General features: G+C 61.4%; 24 protein-coding genes. 14 read left to right on the top strand and 10 right to left on the bottom strand.

Features of this window, described 5'->3' with window-relative positions; translation table 11 throughout:
• Positions 1–7 precede the first annotated feature (7 nt).
• Genes ACODSD_RS21690 through ACODSD_RS21665 form a run of 6 tightly spaced genes read right to left on the bottom strand, consistent with a single transcriptional unit; the run spans position 8 to position 6,228 of the window.
• Positions 8–1,063, bottom strand: a complete 1,056-nt coding sequence (locus tag ACODSD_RS21690; protein ID WP_107800454.1) for an alpha-ketoacid dehydrogenase subunit beta — start codon at positions 1,061–1,063, stop codon at positions 8–10.
• Positions 1,060–2,028: a thiamine pyrophosphate-dependent dehydrogenase E1 component subunit alpha gene (locus ACODSD_RS21685; protein ID WP_107800453.1), complete on the bottom strand. Its 969-nt coding sequence runs from the start codon at positions 2,026–2,028 to the stop codon at positions 1,060–1,062. The genes ACODSD_RS21690 and ACODSD_RS21685 overlap by 4 nt, the downstream gene beginning before the upstream one ends.
• Positions 2,029–2,036: 8 nt before the next feature.
• A complete protein-coding gene (locus tag ACODSD_RS21680; RefSeq protein ID WP_107800452.1) occupies positions 2,037–3,137 on the bottom strand; it encodes a radical SAM protein in 1,101 nt (366 codons plus the stop codon).
• 13 nt (positions 3,138–3,150) lie between these two features.
• Positions 3,151–4,668 carry a PfkB family carbohydrate kinase gene (locus ACODSD_RS21675; protein WP_488878301.1) on the bottom strand — a complete coding sequence of 506 codons (1,518 nt, stop codon included), beginning with the start codon at positions 4,666–4,668 and terminating at the stop codon, positions 3,151–3,153.
• A 1-nt stretch (position 4,669) separates the two neighbouring features.
• On the bottom strand, positions 4,670–5,239 hold the full coding sequence (locus tag ACODSD_RS21670) for an SIS domain-containing protein (RefSeq protein ID WP_107800450.1): 570 nt from the start codon (positions 5,237–5,239) through the stop codon (positions 4,670–4,672).
• A complete protein-coding gene (locus ACODSD_RS21665) occupies positions 5,236–6,228 on the bottom strand; it encodes an SDR family oxidoreductase (protein ID WP_488878300.1) in 993 nt (330 codons plus the stop codon). The genes ACODSD_RS21670 and ACODSD_RS21665 overlap by 4 nt, the downstream gene beginning before the upstream one ends.
• Positions 6,229–6,759: 531 nt before the next feature.
• On the opposite strand from ACODSD_RS21665, the gene ACODSD_RS21660 reads away from it, so the two are divergent.
• The 11 genes from ACODSD_RS21660 (at position 6,760) to ACODSD_RS21610 (ending at position 18,248) form a co-directional block, all read left to right on the top strand.
• Positions 6,760–10,647 (top strand): glycosyltransferase, encoded by a 3,888-nt coding sequence (locus ACODSD_RS21660; protein WP_488878299.1) that lies wholly within the window; start codon positions 6,760–6,762, stop codon positions 10,645–10,647.
• A 202-nt stretch (positions 10,648–10,849) separates the two neighbouring features.
• Positions 10,850–11,698 carry a flagellin N-terminal helical domain-containing protein gene (locus ACODSD_RS21655; protein WP_107800448.1) on the top strand — a complete coding sequence of 283 codons (849 nt, stop codon included), beginning with the start codon at positions 10,850–10,852 and terminating at the stop codon, positions 11,696–11,698.
• A 181-nt stretch (positions 11,699–11,879) separates the two neighbouring features.
• Positions 11,880–12,728 (top strand): flagellin N-terminal helical domain-containing protein, encoded by an 849-nt coding sequence (locus ACODSD_RS21650; RefSeq protein ID WP_107800447.1) that lies wholly within the window; start codon positions 11,880–11,882, stop codon positions 12,726–12,728.
• A 77-nt stretch (positions 12,729–12,805) separates the two neighbouring features.
• Positions 12,806–13,231, top strand: coding sequence for a flagellar protein FlaG (locus ACODSD_RS21645; RefSeq protein ID WP_488878298.1), 426 nt, complete (start codon positions 12,806–12,808; stop codon positions 13,229–13,231).
• 44 nt (positions 13,232–13,275) lie between these two features.
• Complete coding sequence (fliD, locus tag ACODSD_RS21640) at positions 13,276–14,643, top strand: flagellar filament capping protein FliD (RefSeq protein ID WP_107801947.1); 1,368 nt, start codon at positions 13,276–13,278, stop codon at positions 14,641–14,643.
• Between the two features lie 97 nt (positions 14,644–14,740).
• Positions 14,741–15,151, top strand: a complete 411-nt coding sequence (gene fliS, locus ACODSD_RS21635; protein ID WP_233246726.1) for a flagellar export chaperone FliS — start codon at positions 14,741–14,743, stop codon at positions 15,149–15,151.
• The gene (fliT, locus tag ACODSD_RS21630; RefSeq protein WP_488878297.1) at positions 15,148–15,477 is read left to right on the top strand and encodes a flagellar protein FliT; all 330 of its coding nucleotides are present in this window, start codon (positions 15,148–15,150) and stop codon (positions 15,475–15,477) included. The genes fliS and fliT overlap by 4 nt, the downstream gene beginning before the upstream one ends.
• Positions 15,478–15,602: 125 nt before the next feature.
• Positions 15,603–15,956 (top strand): DUF2802 domain-containing protein, encoded by a 354-nt coding sequence (locus ACODSD_RS21625; RefSeq protein WP_081545453.1) that lies wholly within the window; start codon positions 15,603–15,605, stop codon positions 15,954–15,956.
• The gene (fliK, locus tag ACODSD_RS21620; RefSeq protein WP_107800443.1) at positions 15,953–16,978 is read left to right on the top strand and encodes a flagellar hook-length control protein FliK; all 1,026 of its coding nucleotides are present in this window, start codon (positions 15,953–15,955) and stop codon (positions 16,976–16,978) included. The genes ACODSD_RS21625 and fliK overlap by 4 nt, the downstream gene beginning before the upstream one ends.
• The gene (locus ACODSD_RS21615) at positions 16,959–17,300 is read left to right on the top strand and encodes an EscU/YscU/HrcU family type III secretion system export apparatus switch protein (RefSeq protein WP_019103813.1); all 342 of its coding nucleotides are present in this window, start codon (positions 16,959–16,961) and stop codon (positions 17,298–17,300) included. The genes fliK and ACODSD_RS21615 overlap by 20 nt, the downstream gene beginning before the upstream one ends.
• A gap of 81 nt (positions 17,301–17,381) precedes the next feature.
• A complete protein-coding gene (locus tag ACODSD_RS21610) occupies positions 17,382–18,248 on the top strand; it encodes an NAD(P)-dependent oxidoreductase (protein ID WP_488878296.1) in 867 nt (288 codons plus the stop codon).
• 64 nt (positions 18,249–18,312) lie between these two features.
• On the opposite strand, the gene ACODSD_RS21605 is transcribed toward ACODSD_RS21610, so the two are convergent.
• Both ACODSD_RS21605 and ACODSD_RS21600 read right to left on the bottom strand, forming a co-directional pair.
• Positions 18,313–18,582, bottom strand: a complete 270-nt coding sequence (locus tag ACODSD_RS21605) for an HU family DNA-binding protein (RefSeq protein ID WP_048414328.1) — start codon at positions 18,580–18,582, stop codon at positions 18,313–18,315.
• A gap of 64 nt (positions 18,583–18,646) precedes the next feature.
• The gene (locus tag ACODSD_RS21600; RefSeq protein WP_107800441.1) at positions 18,647–19,513 is read right to left on the bottom strand and encodes a YicC/YloC family endoribonuclease; all 867 of its coding nucleotides are present in this window, start codon (positions 19,511–19,513) and stop codon (positions 18,647–18,649) included.
• 107 nt (positions 19,514–19,620) lie between these two features.
• On the opposite strand from ACODSD_RS21600, the gene ACODSD_RS21595 reads away from it, so the two are divergent.
• From ACODSD_RS21595 to rph, 3 genes are all read left to right on the top strand, one after another.
• Positions 19,621–20,571: a serine/threonine protein kinase gene (locus ACODSD_RS21595; protein ID WP_081545449.1), complete on the top strand. Its 951-nt coding sequence runs from the start codon at positions 19,621–19,623 to the stop codon at positions 20,569–20,571.
• A gap of 13 nt (positions 20,572–20,584) precedes the next feature.
• A complete protein-coding gene (locus tag ACODSD_RS21590) occupies positions 20,585–21,466 on the top strand; it encodes a PP2C family protein-serine/threonine phosphatase (RefSeq protein ID WP_235086925.1) in 882 nt (293 codons plus the stop codon).
• Between the two features lie 61 nt (positions 21,467–21,527).
• A complete protein-coding gene (rph, locus tag ACODSD_RS21585) occupies positions 21,528–22,244 on the top strand; it encodes a ribonuclease PH (RefSeq protein ID WP_488878313.1) in 717 nt (238 codons plus the stop codon).
• A 46-nt stretch (positions 22,245–22,290) separates the two neighbouring features.
• Here rph and ACODSD_RS21580 read toward each other — a convergent pair whose 3' ends face one another.
• Together ACODSD_RS21580 and ACODSD_RS21575 are read right to left on the bottom strand one after the other, a co-directional pair.
• Complete coding sequence (locus ACODSD_RS21580) at positions 22,291–23,097, bottom strand: trypsin-like serine peptidase (RefSeq protein ID WP_107800439.1); 807 nt, start codon at positions 23,095–23,097, stop codon at positions 22,291–22,293.
• Positions 23,098–23,186: 89 nt separating this feature from the next.
• Positions 23,187–23,394, bottom strand: a 208-nt coding sequence (locus ACODSD_RS21575) for a hypothetical protein (RefSeq protein ID WP_488878295.1), incomplete at its 5' end; no start/stop codon positions are given.

The raw sequence follows: 23,394 nt of genomic DNA, 5'->3' as shown, positions 1-23,394 counted from the left end.
AAGTCTTTCAGAATGGCCCGGTGAACCAGTCCCCCGGCACATCGTGGTGGGAACGGGCGGGGGGGAGGGCATCCAGGGGAAGGGTTGCCAATCCCAACATGTCGCCGACGGCTGTGATGATGTCGGCGGCTTCTGTGTAAAACGCCTTGCTCAAGCCATAGCTGGTGGGTTCCGGACAATCCGGCGCGCACAGGCGTCGCGGCGGGCAACGGAACGAGGACCAGTGGCTGATGCTGAGCCGGGCGATGATTTCGCCGGCGACGGATCCGGTGGCCGCGCCGGTGTCCAGCACCAGCAGACGGCCGGTCTTGGCCAGAGAACGCTCCAGCGCGGGCATGTCCAGCGGCTTGATGCTGCGCAAGTCGATCAGATCGCAGTGCACGCCTGCCTGGGCCAAGGCCTGGCAGGCGTGGCGCGCTTCCGCCACCAGATAGGACATGGCGACGATGGTGACGGCATCGCCCTCCATTACGGTCTTGGCTTTGCCGATGGGAACACGGACATCGCCTTCGGGTACGTCGTCGGTGGCCGGATGCACCCAGCGGTGCTCCAGAAAGACCACAGGGTCGTCGTCGAAGATCGCCGACAACAGCAGGCCTTTCGCATCGGCGGCGCTGGCTGGCATCACTACTTTCAAGCCTGGCACATGGGCGAACCAGGCTTGCAGGTTTTGCGAGTGCGTGGGGCCTTGGCCCCAACCGCGCCCTAGGATCAGCCGCAGCGTGAAGGGCACCCGGTGCTGCGCGCCGAAGGTATAGCGCCATTTGGCCGCGTTGTTGACCAGTTGATCCATGGCCAGCAGGAAGAAGTCCAGCCGCTGGTGACACATCACCGGCCGCAATCCGCCCAGCGCCGCGCCGACGCCGATGCCGGTCATCGCGTTTTCCGAGGTGGGCATGTCGAACACCCGCTGCGGGCCGAACTGCTGTTGCAGGCCGGAGGTGGTGCCGAAGATGGTTTTGGGGTCGTCTACGCCCAGGCCATAGCAGATGACCGCCGGGTCTTGCTCCATGGCCAAGCGCAGCGCCTGGTTGATGGCCTGGGCGGCGTTGATCATGCTCATGCTCGCTCTCCCAGTGGCGTGGCGTAGATGCCGTCTTGCGCGCTGTCCGCGTCAGGGAACGGCGCGGCCTCGGCTTTGGCGAAGGCCGTATCCACGCGGGCGGCGACGCGCGCCTCGCAGGCGGCCAGCCATTCGCGGCTGACGCCGGCGCGCTCGATCTGGCGCGGAATCGGGTCGCGCTCCTTCCAGACCTGCAATTCGCCCTCCGGCCGGTAGTTCAGATGGTCGTCGTCAAACGCGCCGCAATGCTCAAGCCAGCGATAGGTCGGCATCTCGATGAAACAAGGGCCGGCGCCGTTGCGGATTGTTGTAACGGCTTCGCATGCCGCGGCGTAGACGGCCTCCGCGTCATTGCCGTCCACGGTGATGGCGCGCAGGCCGATGGCTTCGGCGAAGCCCGCCAGCGAACGGCCGGCGGGCTGGCGTTTGGACAGAGGGCTATAGACTGAGTAAAGGTTGTTCTCGCAGGCAAACAGCACCGGCAGCTTGCGCACGATGGCGAAGTTGGCGCTTTCAAAGAACACGCCTTCTTCCGTAGCGCCGTCGCCTAGAAAGACGCAGCTGATTTGGCGAGAGCCTTGCTGCTGCTGGGCCAACGCCATGCCGACGCCAATGGGTATGCTGTTGCCGACGATGGCAGTGCTGGCCAGGAAGCCGGCTTGCGGGTCGGACAAATGCATAGAACCGCCGCGGCCGCCGCAGCATCCGCTGGCCTTGCCGTACAGTTCGGCGATCATCGCGTCGAGGTCGCCGCCCTTGGCCAGGTAGTGGGCGTGGGCGCGGTGGGTGCTGACCGCCTGATCCTGCCGCTCCAGCGCCAGACCGACGCCGGCGGCGGCGGCCTCCTGGCCTATGGACAGGTGAACCGGGCAGCGCATCCGTTGCTCCGGATAGCGGCGGGCGATGGCCTCTTCCGTACGCCGGATCAGCAGCATGTTTTCCAATAATGCGTGAGCGGAGTTCATGGCGGCGCTCAGATGAAGTTGATGTGAGGTACCGACTGGTTCACCAGGCGGTCTAGATAACGGTTGATTTCATCCATCCGGCAGTTGCGGCGGCAATCCTTGATGTCCAAGTGATTGCGGATGAAATGGAAGCTTTCCTTGCGACGTTCGCCTTCCCAGATTTCCTGGAAGCCGGCCTGGTTCAGGTTGCCGTATTCGAAGCGCTTGTCCAGCAGATAAGCGCTGCAGCCGTAGACGCTGCCGTCGGCCATCACATAGCCCCAGACAAAGGGCGTGGCATGGCATTTCTGATAACGGGCCTCCGGTTTTTCCAGATACTTCTGCATGGTGTGGCTGCGGAAGATCAGCTGGAAATCGGGGCCGTTGAACGCCGCCAGTTCTTCTTCCATCGCTAGATAGGGATGGTAGTTGATGTCTTCGTACTGATGGGTCTCGCTGTACAAGTGTTGGGAGTAGGGCTTGATCACCAGGTAGTCGGCGCCGATCTCGTCGCGGCAGATGCGCGCCAGTTCGGGCATGTCCGCGGCGTTTTCCGGCAGCAGCACCGCTTGCACGCCTATGGTGCAGGCAATATTGTGCTGGCGCTTATAGGCGGCGGCGTATTTCAGATTGTCCACCACGCGCTGGAAGTCGCGCTCCCGGGTCTGATGCACTGCGGCGTAGGAAGCGGCGGTGCCGGCGTTCAGCGAAACCTTGATCCAGGAGGTTTTGTCCAGTGAGCGTTCGACAAACTCAGTGTTCAGCAGCACGCCATTGGTGGTGAAGGACACATCGATGCCGGAGGCCTTGGTCAAGGCGACGATCTCGTTGATCTTCTTGTGCAGCAGCGGCTCGCCCTCACCGGCGTACATGATGCTTTTCACGCCGAGCCGCCCCATTTCCGGCAGCCTTTGTTCCAGCATCGCGTAATCCAGCATCACCGACTTATAGCCGATGTAGTCCACCGCACAGAAGGTGCAGCGATGGTTGCAGGCGCCTACCGGCGACAACTCCAGATAGATCGGGTAGATGTGTTTGGCTTTTTCCCAGTCGTCGCCGGACTCTATCAGGTCGGCGACGCGGCGCGGGTGGTAGACCAGCTTGTGGCTGTCGATCAGAAAGGTGTCCATGAGCGTTACTCCTTCACTTCAACAGCGTGGTCGCATACTTGGCGAACAGGACCGGGTCGATCGGCTCGCGGTTGCAGACGATTTGGACATCCAGCGCCGCGGCGATGCTGCCGGCCAGCACTGCCATTTCGGACGAAGCGCCCGAGGCCATGCACAGGCCTGCCAGCGACAGGAAGGCGTCGCCGGCCCCGATACGGTCCACCACGTGTGAGGACAAGGCCGGAATGGGCACCGCGCGGTCGTGGTCGACGATCAGCGCGCCCTTGGCGCCGCGGGTGATGGCCATCGCCCGAGCATCCAGCTGGGCGCGCAGGTCGGCGGCGACTTCTTCCAACGGGGACTGGCGGTCATGGGTGGCCAGCCGCGCTTCCGGCTCGTTCAGGCAGAGGAAGTCCGCCTTCGGATAACGGGTGATGATGTGGTAGCCGCGGTTGCCGCTGTTGATTTGGGTATTGATCGCCAGGAAGGCCGCATGCTGGGAGATGCTGTGCGCCATCTTGCGGCTGATCAGGCCGTTGCCGAAGTCGGGCACGATTACGGCGTCGAAGGCGCCGGCGTGCAGGGCGATCCAGTCGCAGAAGGATTGTTCCAGCGCTTCGTCCTCCTGCTCTTCGCCGCCAAAGTAAATCTCGAACAGACGCTGCAGCTCCTGATCGACGAAACGGCGTTTGATCAGTGTCGGGGCGGTTTTGAAGAAGCGGTGCTCTAGTTGGACATTGGCCTTTAATTTACTGCTGACGTATTCCAGCGAATCGTCGTGTTGGCCCAGCGCGGTCAACAGGGTGACGTTGGCGGCGAAGCCGGCGATGTGGTTGGCTACCGCGATGGCGCCGCCGGCGAAGCGTTCCTCGCTTTGATAGCGCACCGCCAGCGAGGTGCCCTTGCCGGTCTGCCCCAGGGTGTGGACGTAGTGGTATTCATCAATGATGGCGTCACCAACTACCAGCACCTTCATCTTGGCCAGCGCCTGGACATGGGCCAGGAAATCTTCCAAGGGGCAACTTTTCTTGAAGCTTTCCAGAAACAGGCGGGTGTCTTGCGGCAGAACGTCGAAATGGTCGTTCAGCAACTTGGTGGAACTGAAGGTGATTTCGTCGGTGAAGTAGACATCGCCTCCGTGCTGGCGTACGGCGGCGACTTCGCGCGCGATATTGCCGCTGGGGTCCTGGCTGGCGTCGGCGTAGTCGCTGCCCTTCACGTAGAGATGGGGTTGGATGTGTTCAATGGCGGTGCTCGCGGTTTCGGCGTCGCTGATCGCCAGATAGTCGACGCAGGCCAGTGCCGCCAGATTCTCCGCTCGCAGCAGTTCTGTGAAGACCGGTCGTCCCGGTCCCTTGCGCACGAAGGCGTCCGAGGTAACGGTGACCACCAGCATGTCGCCTAATGAGCGAGCATGCTGCAGATGCTTGATATGCCCCGTGTGCATCAGGTCGAAAGTGCCATGGCAGTGGATCACTTTGCGGCCCGCTTGCTTGGCCTGTTGCGCCAGTTCACCCAGCGCGTCCAGGCTTTTGATTTTTTCCGTGCTCATGCTATTTCTCTGCTAGCGCGTCCGACAGGTAGTGAAGTATCAGCTGGTGTCCGACTTCGACTTCGCCGTAATCGTCCGACGGCAGCCAGATGTTGACATGACCGGCGCCGCGCAAGGGATTGTCGGGCGCGAAGCCGGACAGGGTGATGATTTGGGCTGACCGGGTGGACGCGGCTTCGGCGGCCGCCAGGATATTGGCGGAACGGCCGGAACTGCTGACCGCGATCAGGATATCACCGCTTCTGAGATAGCGTTCCAGCAATTCCGCATAGGCGCGGGAGTAACCGTAGTCGTTGCTCATGCAGGTCATCAGCGCCGGCTCGTGCAGCACATGGGCGCGCAGCCGCGCCTTGTTGACCAGGTCGTTCTGGACGTGCGCCACCAGTGCGGCGCTGCCGCCATTGCCTATCAAGTAGACCGCGCGGTCTTCCGCTTTGGCCCTGCGCAGCAAATCAAGCGTGCGCAGCAAGCCGGTTTCGGCCGCCAGTTCCTGGCCTGCCGCCGTGACGCGCAGGCTGGACAGGACTTGCTGGAAGCGGGCCAGCGCCGCGGAAAAACTATGGGTGATCATGATGCTTGTCCCAGATGGGTGAACCAGCTGCGGGTGGCGGTATCGATGCTGCTGGGGGTCCAAACCGGCGCGTCGGCCCAGTCCTGAATGCAGCGGCGCATGATGTCCACGCCTTGTTCGAAACTAACTTTGGGTTGCCAGCCCAGGCGTTCTCTGATCAGGCGGGTATCGGCAAAAGTGCAGTCCGGTTCGCCGGGGCGCTTGGGGATGTAGGTGCGTTCGCCGCCCAATAAATCCACCAGGTAATTGACGCTGTAATGGTTGCCGCTGCCGACGTTGAGCGCTTCGCCGCTTAGGGAGGAGCCGGCTGCGGTGACAAAGGCGTTGGCGACATCGGTGACGAAAGTGAAGTCGCGGGTTTGACTGCCGTCGCCGACTATGGTCAGCGGCAGACCTTTGAGCTTTTGTGCCAGGAAGACGCCGAATACCGCGCCGTAAGCGCCGTTGGTGCGGGAGCGCGGGCCGTAGACATTGAACAGACGCAGCGACAGCGCGGGCAATTGGTAGACGCGAGCCCAGTGCAGCACCAGTTCTTCGCCCATGGCCTTGGTCAGCGCATAGGGGTACTCAGCCTTGATCGGGGTGTTTTCCGGAGTCGGATACGTGTCGGGGATGCCGTAGCTGGAAGACGACGCGGCGTAAACCAGTTTTTTTACGCCATGCTGTTTGGCGGCTTGCAGCACGTTCAGCGTGCCGTTGACGTTGACGTCGAAATAGTCTTCCGGCTGTTCGATGGAAGGTACGATGTCGGAGCGCCCGGCCAGGTGAATGACCCAGTCGACGCCGGCGAAATGAGGTTTGATGGCTTCGCGCTCGCGGATGTCTGCGCGCACGAAACGGAAATGGGTGTGTGCGGCAAATGCAGACAGATTGCGCTCGTTGCCGGTGGACAAATCGTCCAGTGCAACGACGGAGTGGCCTTCGTTCAGAAGCAGATCGCAGACATGGCTGCCGATGAAGCCGGCGGCTCCAGTTACCAAGACTTGCATGGAGGATTCCTTGTGATGCCAATGTGTGCGGGCTAGCATTTTATCGTCTGGCGCACCTTAAACTTGAGTGGCAGCAGACTATAGAAAGGGCATGCTTGCGGCAAGGTCGACAATGGCGTAAACCAAGGCGGGCATTGATCAAAATTGCAAGATATCGCAAAAGAAAAGCACTTGGCATGTGATTTTTGCCTTATTGCCAGTTTGGCCATTTCAGTTTTGCATCCTTTGTTCTGCATATCGGGTCGGCGCCAGGTTCGCGCGTCGCTGCGGAACAGGGGAGGGCAAGGGGGCGCGTCCGCCCCTGTGTTTTCGCGCCTTTGACCTGGGCTTCGAGTCGAAGCGCAGCGGTTTGGCGGGGATGAAGAGCCGCGCCGCATGTTTTTGATATAGTGGAGTGAGACCGTTTATGGCGAGCTTCCCTTAAGACGTCGATGAACGGGACATCACTTGTCCGGCTGTTGGAACAGCGCCAGAATGCGCCTTTCGGCCGAAGGTTCAGCCGCATCCTCCCATTAAGAAAGAGACCCGAAAATGAGTGAGAGCAAGCTTCAGCATCGTCTGCTCGACATGATCAACAAAAAGCCCAAGGTGGGAGTGTTGACGCGGGACGGTCTGGACGCCGCCTGCTTCAGACTGCGCTTGGGCGATGTGCTGAACATGTTGTCTCCCGTATTCGAGTCTTGCCTGTATCGCAATTCGGCGATTCATATGCCAAACGGAAACTATCCGTTCGCCAGCGATGAGGAGTTTGTGGCCGCCATGGATATGTTCGTGGTGCAGCGCGCTTTTCCATCTTCGTCGTATCAGCCGCTATTGCAAGCGATGGTGGATTCCGGCAAGCCGATTATTTACGAAGTGGACGACTGGCTGCTGGGCATGCCGGAAAGCCACCCGATGTACGATGACTTCCATACCTTGTTCCCGGTGATCGAGTGGCTGATGCCCTTGTGCGCGCAAGTGATCGCGGCGACCGAGCCATTGGCGGAGCGGGTGCGGCGCTATAACAGCAATGTGGCGGTATTGCCCAACCGCCTGGCATCGGCGCGCTTGGTGGCGCCGCTGGAACGCAGCGATCCTCTGGTCACCATCGGCTTCGCCGGCACCGGCACGCATAAAAAAGACCTGGATCATCTGTCCTCGGCCCTGTTCCGCATTTATCACGACTACGCCGGCCAGGTGCGCTTCGTGTTCTGGGGAGAGGTTCCGCCCTCCCTGGTGGGGCTCAAGGGGGTGAGGCAGGTATCCAGCTTTCTGCCCTACAGCGAGTATTTGCCGACTCTGGCGGACTTGCGCATCGATATTGGCCTGGCGCCGTTGAAGTCCAGCGAATTCAACGACGGCAAATCCGACTTGAAGTGGCTGGAATACTCCTTGGCCGGGGCCGCCAGCGTGGTGTCCGACGTGCCGGCTTACGCTTGGCTAAAGGGCACGGGCCTGGCCGCCGTGGTGGAAAACACCGAGCAGGGCTGGTTCGATGCGATCGCCGCCCTGATAGACAAGCCGGAAGCGCGCCGTGCGCAGGCCGAAGCGGCGCGCCAGCATGTCTTGGAGCACCGCTTGCTGGATCAAGCGATGCCGCAGATTTTTGAGCTGTGGAATCACGTGCTGCCGCCGCTGCAGCGCAAGGCCATGCCCGCTCAATGGGGCGAGGTGGATGCTTCGCCGATGACGGGCTGGGATATCGCGGAACTGATGCGTTACCACCATTGGTTGAAAAATTACAACTTCCGCGAAATTCATGTCGAGCAGTTGGCCGAAAGCATGATGAAGCAATGGAGCACGCGGCCGACGTTCAATTTGCTGTGCCTGGCGAGCCAGCCGGAACTGACGCGATTGGCGGAAAGCTTCAAGGCGATGGAGAGCCAGCTGTATCCGCATTGGCGTCTGATCGTGCTGGCCGATACGCCGGTGCCGGATCCCGTGTTCGAAAACAGCGATCAGCTGGGCTGGTTGCAATTGGCCGACCTTTCCGATTATGAAACGGTGGTGGCCGCCGTCAACGGCGTGATCGCGGATGTGCCGGCGGAATGGACCATGCTGTTGCCCGCCGGCTTCCGGCTGCAGCCACAGGCCTTGTTGCGCGTGGGAGAGGCGATTTACGCCCGGCCGGATTGGCAGGCGGTTTACTTTGACCATGACGTGGTGTCGCCGATGGGCGAGCGCTTTTTACCGGCCTTCCTGCCGGAGTTCTCGCCGGATTATCTGCGCTCCATGGACTACATCGGCAGCGCGGTGGCGTTTTCCACCGCGGGCTTGGCGAAGCTTGGCGGCTTTCAGACCTTTCCCAACGCCTACCACTACGACGCCTTGTTGCGCTTGCTGGCGGCCGAGGGCGAGAGCGTCATCGGTCATGTCGACGACATCCTGCTTTCATTGCCGTGGCGACGACTGGAGGCGGACCCGTTGGGCGGGGCCGCGCGCCTGGTCGCCTTGCAGAACCACGCGGCCAGTCTGCCGATGCCGGCGGAAGTCAGCGAGGGACTGGCGCTGGGCACTTACCATTTCAATTATCGAGTGATGGGTCAGCCGCTGGTGTCGGTGGTGATTCCGACTCGCGACAAGCTGGAATATCTGATGCCCTGCGTCGAGAGTCTGTTCCAGAAGACGGCCTACCCGCATTTCGAGTTGCTGCTGGTGGATAACCGCTCGGAGCAGCCTGAAACCGCCGAGTACTATCAGCAATTGGTGGAACGCTATCCCGACCGGGTGCGGGTGCTGCAGTACGACGCGCCGTTCAACTTCTCGGCGCAATGCAATCTGGCCGCCGAGCAGGCCAAGGGCGAGTATCTGCTATTGCTGAACAATGACACCGAGGTGATCCTGCCCTCCTGGCTGGAGCGCATGCTGGGCGCGGCGCAGCAGCCTGGCGTCGGCGCCGTCGGCGCGCGCCTGATCTACCCGGAAATCGGCAAAATCCAGCACGCAGGCATCGTGATGGGCTTGCCGGGCACGATGCATTCGATTGGCGAGCATGTGTTCGAAGGGCAGGATATCACCGAGAACGGCTACCTTAACCGCGTGGTGACCATGCAGAACTACTCCGCCGTGACCGGCGCGTGCCTGCTGGTGCAAAAAGAGATTTATGCCGCGGTTGGCGGCATGGATGAAGACGCGTTCAAGGTTTGCTTCAATGACGTCGATCTGTGTTTGAAGATACAGGCGGGAGGATTGCGCAACCTTTATAACCCGTTTGCGGTGTTGTATCACCATCATGCCAAGAGCATCGGTCGCAAAACATCGGACCCCGTGGTTCTGCTGGAGGCCGCGGTTAGAGAGCGCGGCGAGCGCGAAGCCATGTTGCACCGCTGGCTGCCCGCATTGGCCTATGACCCAGGGTTTAATCGCCACTTGTCGTTGCGAGGCCGCTGCATGGAGTTTGAAGTGCGCAGCATTGTCTCCTGGGACCGCAAGGTGGCTGGACGGCAGCGGGTGCTTGGCCTGCCGGTGCCTGGCGGCAGCGGCGAGTATCGCCTGAGCCAGCCTTTGTCGGTGCTGCAGGAGCAGGGCAAGCTGGATGGCGAGATCCACCAGCCCTCCCACGGTCTGCTGTCGATTGTTGAAATGGCCAGGCATGCGCCCGACGCCTTCTTGGTGCACACCGGCATCAATGACGCCATCTATGAGGCTTTGACCGCGTATCGGGAGTTCATTCCCGATATGAGAGTGGTGTTCGGCCTTGACGATTTGATTGGCGGAACACCGGAAAAAAGCAATCTATACGATCAGTGGAAGCGTTTGTACCCGGACGCCAAGCAGCGTTTGCGCAAGGCGCTGCGATTATGCGACGCGCTGGTGGTCTCCACCGAGCCGCTGGAGCAGTTCACGCGCGACATGATTGATCAACGCATCGTGATTCCCAACCGGCTGCGCAGGAGCGTGTGGGGCGATTTGCGCGCTCAGCGACGCGTAGGCCGCAAGCCGCGGGTTGGTTGGGTGGGCGCGTCGCAGCACCGCGGCGACTTGGAGTTGTTGTTGGAAGTGATCAAACAGACGGCGGACGAGGTGGAGTGGGTCTTCATGGGCATGTGCTTGCCGCAGTTCCGCCCCTATGTCGCGGAAGTCCATCATTCGGTGCCGTTTGCCCAATACCCCGAAGCCGTCGTAAAGCTGAACCTGGATCTGGCTGTGGCGCCGTTGGAGATCAACGCCTTCAACGAGGCGAAGAGCAATTTGCGCTTGCTGGAGTATGGCGCGATGGCTTGGCCGGTGGTGTGCACCGATATCTTCCCTTATCAGACCAATGACGCGCCGGTATGCCGGGTGCCGAACGAAGCGAGCGTCTGGGTCGAGGCGATTCGCAGCCGCATCCATGATCTGGACGCCACCGAGAGTGAGGGCGACGCCTTGCGCGCCTGGGTGGAACAACATTACTGGCTGGAAGATCACAACGACGACTGGTTCCGCGTTTTGAGCGGCTGAGCGGGCGTTGTTGTCCTGAGGCTGGCGGCGCGCGTGGATTCACGCCCGCCGCCAGCGGGCCGCCTCGGTTTTCCTTGCCTGACGAATATTTGGTAAAAATACCATTTTGGTCAAGTTTATTAACCTTTAGACGATCTAGTAAGCATGCTGCGCAAATTACGGAATTCCGCTCTTGACGCAGATGGATCTCTAGGGGAATAACATGGCTATTACAGTAAACACCAACATCGCGTCGCTGAATGCGCAGCGCAACCTCGGCAACTCCAACAACTCGCTGCAAGTTTCGCTGCAACGCCTGTCTTCCGGTCTGCGCGTCAACAGCGCCAAGGACGACGCCGCAGGTCTGGCCATCTCGCAGACGCTGACCTCGGCCATTCGCGGCAACAACCAGGCGATCAAGAACGCCAACGACGGCATCTCCGTCGGTCAGACGGCGGAAGGCGCCTTGGGCCAGCTCGCCAACAACCTGCAGCGCATTCGTGAAATCGCGGTGCAGGCTTCCAACGGCTCGGTCAGCAACACCAACCGTTCGCAGCTGCAGAACGAAGTGGACCAGCTGACCCAGGAAATTTCGCGTATCGTGCAAACCACCCAGTTCAACGGCACCAGCCTGTTGTCCGGTGGTTCGGTACTGACCTTCCAAGTGGGCTCGTCCGGCGCGACCACCAACCAAGTGTCGATCTCGTCCACCGACCTGACTTCGGCCGGCGTGATGAACGCGTACAACTCCGGTCTGACCAATACCGGCACCATCAATGTCACCACGCAGGCCAACGCTTCCGGCGCGCTGTCGTCGCTGGACGCCGACATCGCCCAGATTTCGAACATCCGTTCGACCTTCGGCGCGGTACAGAACCGTTTCGACGCGGTGGTAGCCAACCTGCAGAACTATACTGAGAACCTGACCGCAGCCAACAGCCGCATCATCGATGTGGACTTCGCGGCGGAAACGGCCAACCTGACCAAGAACCAGATCCTGCAACAAGCCGGCACTTCGATTCTGAAGAACGCCAACTCGCTGCCGCAGTCGGCGCTGACTTTGCTGCAGTAAGGTGAACGCGTAGCGGAGAACTCCGCCCGCAAGGGCGGGGTTCTTTATCGGGTGTCGTGTTGGAAAGCGGGGCGCGGGCGTGTCGGTAAAATTTACATTGCTGCTATAAAGTTTATTATTGCCTTGACGATATGGTGAATAAGCAAGTCGCTTTGCCCAACTGGACATCAGGAGAATCACCATGGCTATTACCGTCAACACTAACATCGCTTCGCTGAACGCGCAGCGCAACCTCGGCAACTCCAACAACGCGCTGCAAGTTTCGCTGCAACGCCTGTCTTCCGGCCTGCGCGTCAACAGCGCGAAGGACGATGCCGCCGGTCTGGCGATTTCCCAGACCTTGAGTGCCGCCATCCGCGGTAACAACCAAGCGATCAAGAACGCCAACGACGGCATCTCCGTCGGTCAGACGGCGGAAGGCGCCTTGGGGCAGATCGCCAACAACCTGCAGCGTATCCGTGAAATCGCGGTACAAGCGTCCAACGGTTCGGTCAGCAACACCAACCGTTCGCAGCTGCAAAACGAAGTGGACCAGCTGACCCAGGAAATCTCGCGTATCGTGCAAACCACCCAGTTCAACGGCACCAGCCTGTTGTCCGGCGGTTCGGTACTGACTTTCCAAGTAGGCTCGTCCGGCGCGACCACCAACCAGGTGTCGATCTCGTCTACCGACTTGACTTCGGCCGGCGTATTGAACGCGTACAACTCCGGTCTGACCAATACCGGCAGTATCAACGTGACGACGCAAACCAACGCTTCCGGCGCGCTGTCGTCGCTGGACGCCGACATCGCCCAGATCTCGAACATCCGTTCGACCTTCGGCGCGGTGCAGAACCGTTTCGACGCGGTGGTGGCCAACCTGCAGAACTACGTGGAAAACCTGACCGCAGCCAACAGCCGCATCATCGATGTGGACTTCGCGGCGGAAACTGCTAACCTGACCAAGAACCAGATTCTGCAACAGGCCGGCACTTCGATTCTGAAGAACGCCAACTCGCTGCCGCAATCGGCACTGACCCTGCTGCAATAAGTCTAGAATGATGGTATGAGCCAGCGGCGGCTCCGGTTGGTTGGGCAACCGGAGCTGCGCGCGTCAGGAGAGTAGCCATGCAAATACCTTCTTTACAATCGCTGCCGATTGCCAACGCGGGCGCTTCCGCGCCGCGGCAGCAAACGGTGGAGCTGGCGCAAAGTGGGCAGGGCGCCGACAAAGCCACCGCCTTGCCGGATAATGCCCAGGCTGTTGCCGCCACAGGACAAGCGCAGCAGCAGCAGGCGCAAAACACCGCGGCCAAGAACAAGCCATCAGTTACCGAGCAGCTGCAGTCATCGTTGAAGCAGCTGAATAGCGTGGCCTCGCTGTACAATAACCAGCTGGAGTTCTCGGTGGACAAGGACACCGATCTGCAGGTGGTGAAAGTCGTGGACAAGGAAACTCAGAAGGTCATTCGGCAGATACCTTCCGAGGATGCAATCCGGATCGCCAAGGCGATCGGCGACTTCAAAGGCATGCTGCTGAAGGACAAAGCTTGAGTCCCGGGAGCGGCTCAACCAATACACATTAAAGGGTGATGAACATGGCAGGGATAACCACAGCAGTCGGCGCGCTCGACGTCCAAACCATCGTAAGCCAGTTGATGGCGATTGATTCCCGGCCATTGGTCGCCAGCCAGAAAAAACTGGAGGGCTACAACACCCAGCTGAGCGATCTCGGCAAGATCGGGTCCGCGCTGTCCGCGCTGCAAAGCGCGATCACCAGCCTGTCTTCCGGGTCGTTTTTGCAAGCGTTCAAAGCCTCATCCAGCGACTCATCCGTCGCGGGAGTGAGTACCACCTCCGGAGGCGTCAGCGGCACCTATGTAGTTAACGTCACGAAGCTGGCGACGTCCCGGCAACTGGTGTTCGATCAGTTCAATAATACAGACATCAAGGATGCGCAAGCCGAACTCGCCAGCGCGCCGGATACGCTGAAGTTCACCATTAATGGTAAAGAACAGACGGTCAAGCTACGCGAGAAGCCCGGCGAAAAAGTCACCCTGCAGTCCATTTCCGACAAGATCAACGCCGAAGGCATGGGTATTAACGCGTCCGTGGTGAAAAACGGCGAGAACTACAAGCTGGTGCTGGCATCGACAGCCTCCGGCACCGACAATAAATTTACTATCAGCGTCGGCGGCACCGACTCCGGCGGAACCAGCGGTTCGACGCTGGCGGGATTGTCGCAAAGCGCGACCGCTGCCACCGAATCCAAAGATGCTGGCAATGCGGACCTGACCGTAAATGGCGTTCAGGTGACTTCAGGTAGCAACAAGGTCAGCACGGCGATTCCCGGTGTCGACTTGGACCTGTATAAGGCCAGTTCGTCGACCACCATTACCCTGAGTCAAGACTCCGCCGGTATCAACAAAGGCGTGCAAGGCTTTGTCGACGCTTATAATCAGGTGCTCAGCGCGATCAAAGATGCGCGGGGTGGCAGCATGAAAGGGAATGCCTCCATTCTGTCCATCCAGCAGCAGCTGCAGAATGTACTGACTAAGTCGATTCCAGGTGTCGACCCGGTCAACTCCTACGCTTATCTGTCTCAGGCGGGGATATCGATCCAGAAGGACGGTACGCTTAAACTGGATACGACCAAATTCAACGATGCGTTGAAAAAAGATCCCACGGCGATCAAGAATCTGTTTGGCAACACCAGCAATAACGGCATCGCTCAACTGTTGAACAAGGAAATCAATAGTTTGTTGGGACCGAACGGCGTGGTGGAAAGCAGTAAAAGTTCGATAAACTCGCGCATCAGCACCGAGAAAGCCTCGCAGGATTCTCTAAGCGCCCGGCTGACCGCGCGGCAGAAACAATATATCCAGCAATACACCGCGTTGAACTCAACGTTGGCTAAAATGCAGGCCTCGACCAATAATTTGAACGGTCTGATGTCTCAAGTATAAGCTTGGCACTTCGACATGATTTTACGCTGAGGCCGGATCGGGCTGGATCGCCCGCCGACCCGGCACAGCCGGTGGCAACAATATGCTGAACTCCAGAATGTTGAAGCAATTCAACAAAGCTTATGAAAACGACGCCCTGAAGGCCGCGGTGTACGGCGCCAGCCCGATCGGGATCGTGGTCATGCTGTACGAAGGCGCGATCAAGGCGATCATGACCGCCGGCATTGCGATCGAAGCTCAGCGCTTCGATGAAAAGGCGCGCATGATCTCGAAGGCGATGGACATCATCGAAGGCCTGCGCATCGCGCTGGACGTGGAAGCCGGCAGCGAGGCGGCCGTCAACCTGAACGAGCTGTACCTCTATATGAAGACGCGCTTGGGACAAGCCAGCCTCAAGAACGATCTGACCATTTTGGGGGAAGTCCGCAGCCTGTTGGAAACGATTCTCCCCGCTTGGCAGCAAGTCGACCGCAGTCAGCCCGCGGCCAGCGCGGCGGCGGGCGCATGACGGCGACGGCGCGCGCGACGACCTTGGGACAGCTGGTGGCGGAACTGGAAGCCTTGACGCCTCAGGTGTCCGCCGCGGTGTTCGCCAAGGACTACGAGCGTTTCAACGCCTTACAGGCGCAGCAGGAAAAGCTGATGTCGCGCCTGTTGGCCTCGCTGACCCAGGAAACGTTGTCCGGCTTGGAGGAGGCTCAGCGTGACAGACTGCGCGAACTGGTGCGGCGGCGCGAGGAGATCCAGGCCGATCTGGTCCAGTGGTCGGAAGCGTTGCGCTCGGAGCTGGTGCTGATCAATCAGAGTTCCCGGGTGCTGAAACACTATCGTTGACCGTAAGTCGCCGCGACGGCCCGGCCAGGACGGCGGAGTCGATTTGATGGCGGGTTGGCCTTGGGTTGTTGGAGGTTTCGCCATAAAATTAAGTCACGGCGGAAACTCTTCCATGGGGAACCAAGATGTCCGGCACCTTTTTCCCATACCTGATGGTCGTGCTCTGGCTGATGCTGGCCATGGCGGTGGCGTATGTCTACTGGCGCGTGCTGCGTCTGGAAACCAAACGCGACAGCTTGACCACCATGTATCTCGACCAGCAGCAACAGCAGATCAGCGCTATGCAGCGGGATATGTCGCGCCTGTTGTCCCGGGTGGAGCAGCAGGCGCACGGGGATGTCGGACTCAGCCCTTACAATCAGGCGATCGAGATGATACGCCAGGGCTTGACGGCTTCCGAAGTGGCCTCCCGCTGCGGCATCTCCCGCAGCGAGGCTGAGTTGATCGTTTCCCTGTACCGAAATAGTCCCACCTCATGATTCCGTCGATCAATACCGGCGTCTTGCCGGCGCAGCAGATCAACCCCTCGCAGCTATTGGGCGAGGGCGCCAAGCTGCTGCTGGAGACCGCGACCCTTCCCAGCCGCTTGCCGACGCTGCTGTTGGGCGAGCAGGTGACGGCGCGCGTGGCGGATCGCCTCGACAATAATCAGCTGGCGGTATTGATCAAGAATTCGCTGTTCACGCTTAACCTGCCCCAAGGCGCGACGGTAAGCGGCGATACGTTGCAGCTGAAGGTGGCGTCGCTGCAACCGGCGCTGACCTTTTTATTGCAGGACGGCGGCAAGGAGAGCGCGGAGCAGACCAAGGGCAGTTCGGTGCAAGTGGCCCTGAGCCCGGCTTCCCGTTATCTGACTCATCTGCTGTCCACCCAGACCAGCGACGCCGGCAAGCCGGTGCTGGTCAACGCGGCGCAGCAGCCGCCGCCCAAGGTGGCGGAGGATTTGCAGCAGGGCGTGGCCAAGAGCGGTCTGTTTTACGAATCCCACCTGAAGGATTTCGCCGACGGCCGCACCAGCCTGGCCGAGATCAAGCAGGAGCCGCAGGCCAAGATGAGCCAAGCCTTGGCCAATACCGAGCACGCGGCGGCCAGCGCGCGGCCGCAGGCGCAGGCTCAAGCCCAGGAGTTGGGCAATCTGGTGCAAAGGCAGCTCAACGGCCTGGAAAACCAGCAACTGCAGTTTCAAGGCATGGCCTGGCCCGGCCAGCCCATGCAGATGGTGATCGAACAGGAAAAGACCGAGGCCGACCGCGAAGGCAACGGCCAGCAGGAGATGCAGGCCTGGTCGACCAATCTGTCCTTGAATCTGCCGGCCCTGGGCGGCATGGCCGCGCGCATTCGTCTGGTGGGCCAGTCGGTGCAGGTGTCGTTCTCCGCCGAGGACGAACAGGCCGGGCAGTTGATCACCCAGAACGCCGGCCGGCTGGAGGCGGGTTTGGCCTCGGCCGGCCTGGCCTTGGCCAGCCTGGTGGTGAAGGACGATGGCGCGGCCGCCGAGTGAGGACAAGCGCCGCTCCGCGGTGGCTTTGTCTTACCAGGAGGGGCACCGTTCGCCCAAGGTAGTCGCCAAGGGTTATGGCGAGCTGGCCGAGCGCATCATAGACCGCGCGCGGGAGGCCGGCGTGTTCGTGCACGACTCGCCGGAGCTGGTGTCTTTGCTGATGCAGGTGGACCTGGACAAGAACATTCCGCCGGAGCTCTACCGCGCGGTGGCCGAGGTCCTGGCCTTCGTCTACTTTCTGGAGCATCACGCCTCCGGCAAGGATTATGAATTCGAGGCCTGGCTGGGCGGGCGCAAGCCCGCGCCTTTGCCCGAGCCCTGATTCTCCCCGCCGCGCGCTGGCGTTGCGGCGCGCTTCCCCTTATCCTCGATGAATCTCGTCGTTTTCATCGTGGAGTCGCAAATGAAAGTCGCTTATATCGGTCTGGGCATCATGGGCCGTCCCTGCGTATTGAACCTGCTGAAGGCGGGCCACCAGGTGACGGTGTGGGCGCGCAGCCGCGAACGGGCCGAGCCCTTGTTGCAGGCGGGCGCAAGCTGGGCGGACAGCCCGGCCGAGCTGGCCGGCCAGGTCGAGCTGCTGATCACCAATGTGTCGGACACCGCGGACGTGGAACAAGTGCTGCTGGGCGAGCAAGGCGCGGTTCACGGCGCCGGCGCGGGCCTGGTCTGCGCGGACATGAGCACCATCGCGCCCAACGGCGCGCGCCGCATCGCGGAGAGACTGGCGGCTTACGGCGTGGACTTTCTGGACTGTCCGGTGTCCGGCGGAGAGTTGGGCGCCGTCAACGGCACGCTGACCATCATGGTCGGCGGCAAGGCCGAGGCCCTGGAGCGCGCGCGTCCGGCCCTGCAGGCCATGGGGCAGACCATTACCCATATCGGCGCCAGCGGCGCCGGCCAGGTGGCCAAGGCCTGCAACCAGATCGCGGTCGGCGTCGGCGTCGCCGCGGTGGCGGAAATCATGAAGCTGGCCCAGGCCTGCAATGTCGATCCCGCGCCGGTGCGAGCCGCGCTGCTGGGCGGTTTCGCGCAGAGCAAGGTGTTGGATGTCCACGGCCAGCGGATGATAGACGACAACTACGCGCCGGGCTTCAAGGCCAAGCTGCACGCCAAGGACATGCGCATCGTGCTGGAGACGGCGCGCGAGCAGGGCATCCGCTTGCCGGAGGCGGAACGGGTGTCGGGCCTGATCGATCAGCTGGTGGCCGAGGGCGAGGGCGAGCTGGATTCGTCGGCGATCGCGCGGCTGATCTGGCGGCAGAACTGAGACGGCGGACAAAAAAACGGCGAGGCCCGGCCTCGCCGTTTTAGCAGAAGCGCCGGAGGGTGCCTCAGGCGACCTTGTCTTTCAGCTGCTTGCTGGGCAGAAACACCACTTTGCGCTTGGCGGCGATCTCGATGGTCTCGCCGGTCTTGGGATTGCGGCCGGTGCGGGCGGCGCTTTCCTTGACTTTGTATTTGCCCACCACGGTGGTGATTTCGTCGCCGTTGGCCAGCGCGTTTTGCAGCACTTCGTCAAAAGCGCCCAACACCCGGAGCACGTCGGCCTTGCTCAGGCCGGATGTCTCGGCCAAGGCCGCGATCAGTTCTGCTTTGGTCATGTTTTGGTCTTTCCCTAAGGTCTAGGAGGGCTTGCCGCGGCGGCTCTGGCCGCCGGCGCCGCGCTTACTCGATATTCTGGATCTGCTCGCGCATCTGTTCAATCAGTACTTTCAACTCCACCGAGGCCTGCGTGGTTTCCGTGGAGACCGATTTGGACCCCAGCGTGTTGGCTTCGCGATTCAACTCCTGCATCAGGAAGTCCAGACGCTTGCCGGACTGACCGCCGGCTTTCAGGATGCGGCGCACTTCGCTGAGATGGGTGCTGAGGCGGGCCAGTTCTTCATCGACGTCTATTTTCTGAGCGAACAGCGCGAATTCCTGCTTCAGCCGGTCTTCGTCGACATTGCCCAGCGCCTCTTGCAGGCGGCTGGACAGTTTGGACATATGAGCGTCCAGAATGGCCGGCAGCTTGGGCTTGATGGCGACGACGATGGCTTCCATGCCGGTGATGCGTTCTTCCAGCACCACCTTGAGTTTTTCGCCTTCGCGGCCGCGCGAGGCGTTGAAGTCCTTCAGCGCCACCGCCAGGCTTTCCGTGCACAGCTGCTGCAGCACTTCCGGCGGCAACTCGTTGGTTTTCATCACGCCGGGCCAGCGCATCAGCTCGCCTACCGACAGGCCGCGGTTTTCGCCGGCCTGCTCGCGCACCTGCTGCGAGACCTCGATCAGGCGCTGCAGCACGGCCTGGTTCAATTCCAGCGTCGGCACGGCGCTGTCCACCTGATTGATGCCGACGCGGCATTCCAGCTTGCCGCGGCTGACCTTGGCGGAAATCAGCTCGCGCAATTGCGGCTCGATCACGCGCAATTCTTCCGGCAAGCGCATTTGCAAATCAAGGTAACGGTGGTTGACCGAGCGAATTTCTAGGCTCAGCAAACCGCCGGGAAATTCCCTGCTGCTTGCGGCAAAGCCTGTCATACTTAAAATCATCAGACACCCCCTTAGATGAGCGGATTGTTTACTTTCTCAAGGCTGGGCCCGAATTGCTTTGCTAAGCTCAATCCAAGGCCTGTGGACACTATAACAACTGACACCCCATGACTCAATCGAACCAGCAGACCGCTTTGCCGGCCGGCTCCCGGCTGGGCGAGTACACGATTGTCCGCCAACTCTCTGTGGGCGGCTTCAGTGTTGTCTATCTGGCGCTGGACGATCAGGACAATAAGTTCGCGATCAAGGAGTACTTGCCGCGCAATCTGGCGCTGCGCGACGAGGACGGCCACGTGACGGTGCCGCATGAGTTGGACCGCGAGGCCTTCAATCTGGGCCTGAAATGTTTTTTCGAGGAAGGGCGCATTCTCTCCGGCATTTCCCACCCCACCGTGGTGCGAGTGATCAATTTCTTCCGCGCCAACCAGACGGTTTATATGGTGATGGAGTACGCCGACGGCCGCTCGCTGGTGCGGGAACTGGAACTGGCCGGCGGACGGCTGGACGAGCGCCGCCTGCGCAAATGGTTCGCCGCGCTCTTATCCGGGCTGCGGGAGGTTCATCTGCAGCGTCTGCTGCATCTGGACATCAAGCCCGCCAATATCTATCTGCGCCGCAACGGCGCGCCGCTGCTGCTGGATTTCGGCGCGGCCAGGCAGACCTTGTCGCGCCGCGACAAGCACTTCGCCTCGATGTACACCCCGGGCTTCGCCGCGCCCGAGCAATATGAAAAAGACGCGCCGCTAGGGCCGTGGACCGACATCTACGCGCTGGGCGCCTGTCTTTACGCTTGCATGGGCGGCGGCACGCCGCAGATTTCCAAGGAGCGCAAGGAAAGCGATCGGCTGACGCCGGCGAGCAAGGCCTTCCGCCATTTGTACTCCCGCGAGCTGCTGGAGCTGACTGATCAGTGCCTGGCGCTGTCTCCGGAGGAGAGGCCGGCCACCGTGCCGGGGCTGCAAAAGCGCCTGATGGCGGAGGAGTACAGTCCGCCGGAAGAACTGGCGGGCAGCAAGTGGGTGGGATGGATAAAAAACCTGACTGGCGGGCGCTCGTGATGAGGGGATCGGCATGAAACTATCCATCTATCAGGAAAGCCGCATCGGCGGGCGAGCGTACAACCAGGACAGGCTGGTGATCGCCCACTCGCGCGACACCGTGATGCTGGCGGTGGCCGACGGCATGGGCGGGCATATGCGCGGCGAAGTGGCGGCGCAAATCACGGTGGACCTGCTCAGCGAGCTGTTCTATCAGCAAGCCACGCCGACGCTGACGCATCCCAATCGCTTTCTCGTCAACGCGGTCAGCACCGCGCATCAAGTCATTCTCGATTACGCCGCCGACCACCGGCTGCCGGAGGTGCCGAGCACCACGGTGGTGGCGGCCATCATCCAGCAGGGGCAGTTGTACTGGTGTCATGTCGGCGATTCCCGGCTCTATCTGCTGGACGAGAAGGGCTTGCGTCTGCGTTCGCGCGATCATTCCCAGGTGCAGCGCCTGATCGATCAGGGCCAGTTGAGCGAGGACGCCGCCAAGGTGCATCCGGAACGCCACAAGATTTACAACTGTCTGGGCGCGGCCAGCGATCCGGACATCGACGTCGGCGAGAAACAAAGCGTGGGCGCGGGCTGCTCCATCCTGCTGTGCTCCGACGGCCTGTGGTCGCAGGTGATGGACCCGGAGCTGGAAAAGGTCTTCGTCCGCCGCAATGTCAGCCAGGTCTTGCCGGCGCTGATGAATGTGGCGGAGCGCCGCGCCGGCGCCGGCGGGGACAATCTGTCCGCGGCGGCGGTCACCCTGCTGGACGAGACGCAGGACTACGGCGAGCGCGAGGACGTGCTGGACACGGAAACGGCGACGCCGCGTCAGATGGGACGGATGATTCTGGACTCCAATCTGGAAACCATGCATCAGGAGATTCTGGCCAGCCGGGTGGCGGGCAAGCGCGACTAAGCGCCGTCGTCGGTGGCGACTGATATAATCGTCGGCATTTACCGTTCTGGACGATGACATGATGCGACCTTCCCAACGCCCGGCCGATGCCCTGCGCACGGTGCGGATCAGCCGCCACTACCTCAAGCACGCCGAAGGTTCGGTGTTGATCGAGTTCGGCGACACCAAGGTGATTTGCACCGCCAGCGTGGACGACGGCGTGCCGGGCTTCCTGAAGGGCAAGGGCCGCGGCTGGGTGACCGCCGAGTACGGCATGCTGCCGCGCTCCACCGGCTCCCGCATGCGCCGTGAATCCTCCGCCGGCAAGCAGTCCGGCCGCACCCAGGAGATTCAGCGCTTGATCGGCCGCTCGCTGCGCGCGGTGGTGGATCTGGAGAAGCTGGGCGAGCGCCAGATCCAGATCGATTGCGATGTGATCCAGGCCGACGGCGGCACCCGCACCGCCAGCATCACCGGCGCCTACGTGGCCTTGGCCGACGCGATCGGCCTGCTGCTGCGCGAGGGCAAGCTGAGCGAGAACCCGCTGCGCGACCAGGTGGCCGCCATTTCGGTGGGCCTGTACCAGGGCATGCCGGTGCTGGATCTGGATTACGTGGAAGACTCCAACTGCGACACCGATATGAATGTGGTGATGACGGGCGACGGCCGCTTCGTTGAGGTGCAGGGCACCGCCGAGGGCGAGCCGTTTGGCGATCAAGAGCTGCAGGCGATGCTGGGCCTGGCCCGTTCCGGCATCCGCGAGCTGGTGGCGCTGCAGCGCCAGGCGCTGGCGGAGTGAGGGCGCAAGCCCTGAATAGTAAAAAGCCCCGTCGCCGGGGCTTTTTTCATGGCTTGGCGCTCTTGCTGATGAACTGCTGCAGCGCATCGTAGAACATCGGCGCGCTGACGCTCATATTGTCTTCTTGCTTGCGCCGCGCGGCGGTGGGGGCGGAGCTTTGCACCGCGACGATGACCGGCTGTCCCGGCCCCATCACGAACACCGGCGAGCCGCTATTGCCTTCCAGCGTGTCGCAGCGGTGGGTCAGGCGGCCGTCCGGGCGCAGCTTGGTCGCCTTGCAGGCGTTGTGCACCAGCAGGTGTTTTTGATCGTCGATGGGGTAGCCGCCCTGGGTCAGCGTCCAGCTCCGCTGGTTCAGCAATTCGCGCAACTGCTTGGCGTTGCCGCTGAAGACGGGCAGCACGCCCTGGGTGTCGCCCAAGGGGGTGGCCAGGCGGACGAAGGCGAAGTCGCGCGGCGCGATGCGCGGCGGGATGTAGAGGCCGTCGGCGCGGCGGTCCAGGCCTTTGAGGAAGCTCTTGTCCACCTGCACTTCCAAAATCTTGCTGCGCGCGGTGAATTCATCGCCCCACAGGCCGACGGTGAAGCTGACCGCCGGATCGAAACGGCCTTTCTCGTCGACGAAGCAATGGCCGGCGGTCAGCACCACGTCGCGCGCCACCAGCGCGCCGGTGCAAATGGTGCGGGAGCGGGTTTGCAATTGTCCGACGGCGAGCCAGGGTTGATGGTCGGGGCGAGTGCGGACGCGATCGTCCTGGCCGAAGAACAGGATCTTGTGTTCCGCGGAGACGGTGGGGGCGGCGGACGCCGGCAGGGCAAGCAGAACACTGAGGACAAGCAGCGGGAGTTTCATCGAGTTTGGCCTTGCAAATGAAAACGGGGCGCCGAAGCGCCCCGAATTATGTGCGATTGCCGGAGGTTCCGGCAATGCTCGCCGCCTGATTACTTGGCAGCGGAAGCAGCTTTTTTGGAAGCTTTCTTCTCGGCTTTCTTGGCCGGAGCGGAAGCTTCTTTCTTAGCGGCTTGGGCTTTCTGAGCAGCGGAAGCCTCTTTCTTGGCTACGTGCTTTTTGTGCTTTTTAGCGGCTTTTTTGGCCGGAGCGGAAGCGTCGGCTTTAGCGGCTTGAGCTTTCTGAGCAGCGGAAGCTTCT

It is taken from the genome of Chromobacterium sp. FG22 (assembly GCF_057809415.1).
Note: the sequence above shows the minus strand (reverse complement) of the source record. Positions and strands in the feature narration are given on the sequence as shown.